Source organism: Streptomyces carpinensis (assembly GCF_002154505.1).
Lineage (GTDB): Bacteria > Actinomycetota > Actinomycetes > Streptomycetales > Streptomycetaceae > Streptomyces > Streptomyces carpinensis.
In genome coordinates this window covers 1-1,694 of record NZ_MUBM01000758.1, presented here as the reverse complement: position 1 = coordinate 1,694, position 1,694 = coordinate 1, and the positions used below count along the sequence as shown (strand labels likewise).

Genomic DNA, 1,694 nt, shown 5'->3' with positions numbered 1-1,694 from the left:
TCGATCCGCACCAACAAGGTGTGGTCGACCGGGTTGCTGGCGGTCGAACGGAAGGCGTCTCGTGACGTCATCGGCTATTGCGGGCTGGTCGACAGCGGGCGAGGAGCGGTAGGGGAACCGGAACTGGCATTCGAGCTGCTACGCCGAACCTGGCGTCAGGGATACGCGACCGAGGCCTCGTTGGCGGTTCTGGAATGGGCACGATCGTCTGGCTACGAAGATCTGTGGGCCACCGTCTGGGACTGGAACACCGCTTCTCGCAGAGTGCTGGCCAAGGTCGGGTTCACCGAGACCGATCGGAAGGAAGTGGACGCGGTACACGGGACCACCTTGTTCACCACGATACGGCTCTGACACGCCCGACGTTTGACCTTGCGGACGGATCCGTGCAGTTTCGTCTTCGCCGCCGGTGCCGATGGTAAGGGCGAGCATGTCGGCTGCCTTGGTACAGCCGCCCCAGCTCGGGTTCTGGATGCAGCCGACGACGTCTGAGGCCCCGGACGCGTCGTAGAGGAACTTTCCGGCATCGCCGAGGAAGTCCAGGCTGCTCTTCCACCACGAGGTGCCCTTGCTGTGGGGCGCCTGGGGTGCCGCGTAGGAGAAGTCGTACTCGCTGTGGGGCGCCTGGGATGCCGCGTAGGAGAAGTCGTACTCGCTGTGGGGCGCCTGGGGTGCAGAGTAGGAGGAGTGGTTCTCGCTGTGGGCTGTGCCTCTGCTGTTGTTGGGCGTGCTGCCCGAGCCTGGGTAGTCGTGCAGCGCCGGCGAGTCGGGGTTGGTGTCGGCGTGCAGAGCCGGGGCCCCCGCGGCGGGTGAGGTGACGGTGGCCGTGGATGAGGCAAGCCCCGCAACACCCGTCGTGCGGCAGGTGGTTCCGGCAGCACAGACCCGGACGCGGGGGTGCTCTGGGGTGGGCACGCCTCGGTGCGCGCCTTGGCCAGGGAACGCTCGGCCGGCGCGCGGCGGGTGGCCGCACGCCAAGCGGGGCGGGGTCAGCTCGAGGCGAGTGCGGCGAGGTGCGGGGCGACGTCGGTGGCGGCCTGGTCGGCGTGCGCGTGGAGTTCGGCGTCGGTGCGGCGCCGTACGAGCAGGCTGGTTCCCTGGTCGGTGGCCGTGTAGCGGGGGTAGTGGGTGTACAGGACGGCGGTGATGGCGCGGTGCCGGTCCTCGCGGTCGGGGCCGAGTGCGGTGAGTTCCACGACCGGGCCGAGTTCCCGGTGGGTGATGTCGCGGGCGGTGAAGCCGCGGCGGGTGGTCTCGGCTCGGGTGCCCACACGCAGGCGAGTGAAGTCATGGGCCTGGCTCTCGCGGCCGAGGGTGGCGGCTCGAGCCGGGTACGGGCGTGAGGACACGCGGAGCGGCTCGCCCAGCTCCCTGGCGATGTCGGCGTCGGTGTAGGGGACGGTCACGGGGGCGACGGTGTAGATGGTCCCGTACGGGGCGAGGTGGGCTCCTGCCCAGTCGCGTGCACCGTCTTCGGTGGTGAACGGGCCGTAGGGGTACAGGTCGACGGTCGGGTTGTCACTGCGGTCACCGTCGTCGGGAGTGGTGGACATGATCAGCCACGAGTGCGGGCGGTGACCACCGACGAACTGGGCATGGACGGTGGCGATCGGTTCGCCATCAAGGTCACGAACAGCGGTCAGACGAAGGAACAAGACGAAGCCTCTCTACGACGGAACAACGGTGGCCGGGCC

General features: G+C 68.9%; 2 protein-coding genes. One reads left to right on the top strand and one right to left on the bottom strand.

Annotation, left to right across the window (positions count from 1 at the left end):
• A partial coding sequence (locus BZY54_RS48580) for a GNAT family N-acetyltransferase (RefSeq protein WP_143668470.1) occupies positions 1–354 on the top strand: 354 nt, incomplete at its 5' end.
• 635 nt (positions 355–989) lie between these two features.
• On the opposite strand, the gene BZY54_RS48575 is transcribed toward BZY54_RS48580, so the two are convergent.
• Positions 990–1,553, bottom strand: a complete 564-nt coding sequence (locus BZY54_RS48575; protein ID WP_086731592.1) for a hypothetical protein — start codon at positions 1,551–1,553, stop codon at positions 990–992.
• Between the last annotated feature and the right edge of the window lie 141 nt (positions 1,554–1,694).